At 72.7% G+C, this 1,528-nt stretch carries 2 pseudogenes; one reads left to right on the forward strand and one right to left on the reverse strand.

Annotated features, from left to right (window positions below):
- Nucleotides 1-145: 145 nt before the first annotated feature.
- Nucleotides 146-1,128 (reverse strand): annotated as a pseudogene (locus GJ633_RS16525) (nucleoside recognition protein).
- Between the two features lie 153 nt (nt 1,129-1,281).
- Between GJ633_RS16525 and GJ633_RS16530 the strand changes: the two are divergent.
- A pseudogene (locus tag GJ633_RS16530) lies at nt 1,282-1,528 on the forward strand (hypothetical protein); the annotation flags it as partial.

The following is a 1,528-nucleotide window of genomic DNA, read 5'->3' on the forward strand; positions in this document are numbered from 1 at the left end:
CCCCGACCGCTCGCGGACGACGCCCTCCCGGACCGGCGGAACGTGTTGCTCGCGGACGCCGACCGCGCCGAGACGCTGCTGCGCTGGGAGGGCTGGGAGCCGTTCGTGAACGCCTGACGGCGGGCCGGCCTTCTCCCGTTCCGACTCACCACACCGGCGCGAGCAACAGCGCGACGGTCAGGGTGATGAAGACGAGCTTCAGCGCGGTGTTGACCGCGATCACTTTCGTGCCGAACTCGGCGCCCCAGATCCCGTACTGGAACGGGATCGACCGGCGGAACGTCGAGACGGCGAACGAGAGAATGCCGCCGATGAGCAGCGTCGCGACCGCGGTCCGGGTGGTGAACGTGCCGGCTTCGGTTCCGGCGATGGTCACCGCCCCGGCGGTCGTGTCGAGAGTGTAGACGGCGACGACGGGGACGGCGGCCCCCGGGAGGCCGAGCAGTCCGGTGATCGGTTCGGCGACGCTCGTCAGCGCCTCGACGTCGTAGTTCGTCACGAGCGCGATCACGACCGTGTACACGACGGCGAGCCGCGGGACGATCCGGCGGAGCGTCGACCACGACTTCTCGGCGGCCTCCCGGAGGCGCTCGCGGGCGGTCCGGTCGTCCGCCTCGGGACCGCTCGCGTCGACCTCCCCCAGCGCCGCGCGGTCGACGTTGCGCTCGGAGAGCAGCACCCCGCCCGCGAGGACGCCGGTGACGGTGATCGCCAGCGCGATCCCGGCGCGCGCGGAGACGTAGACGACGCCCGTCTCGGCGCCGAGGATCGGGATCATCACCGGGACGTAGTAGGTGAAGACGTGCTGGACGAACCCGAAGAACGTGTTGATGGTGACGGCGACGAGCGTCGCCCGGTCGTCGAGCAGCCCCGACTCGCGGTACTCGGCGAGGGTGGCGTAGCCCGCGGTCGTCGACACCGCGGTCGTGAGGATCGCCGTTCCCACCTCGTCGGGGAGGTTGGCGGGGCGGGTGAGCCGCCCGGACAGGCCGGCGACGTACCGGACCAACCCGAACGCGACGGCGACGTTGGCGGCGAAGACCCCGACGCGATGAACGCCGAGATCCGCGCGAGCCGCGGGGCGACGTCGGCGAGCAGCGCGACGAGGTCGGCGGCGACCGAGTGCACTACCGGGCGTAGGCGGTCGCCCGCCTAATGGGCATCGGAACGCCCGGCGGCGCGCGGATCGCTTCGACGCCGCCCGGTACGGATCGCCGCCAATCGATCCGCATCCGATCACACGCGGGGCTTATATGGCGGTCGACCGCGAACTACGCGGCGATGGCCCCCGCCGAGGACGACATCTCGATCGACGAAAAGCGCGTGTACGCCGGGTCGGCGGGACGCACCGACGCGTACGTCGCGACCGGCGCCGGCGTCGTCCGCGTCGCGCTCTCGGCCGACAGGGTCGGCGCCTTCGACATGGTCGCGCGGGATCCGGCCCGGGACGTGACCGTTCTCGCCCGCCGGGACGCCCCGGACGTGCTCGCGGTCGCGACCCCCGACGGGTCGCCGTCGCCGCCGTCGG

The organism is Halorubrum sp. CBA1125 (assembly GCF_009742825.1).
Lineage (GTDB): Archaea > Halobacteriota > Halobacteria > Halobacteriales > Haloferacaceae > Halorubrum.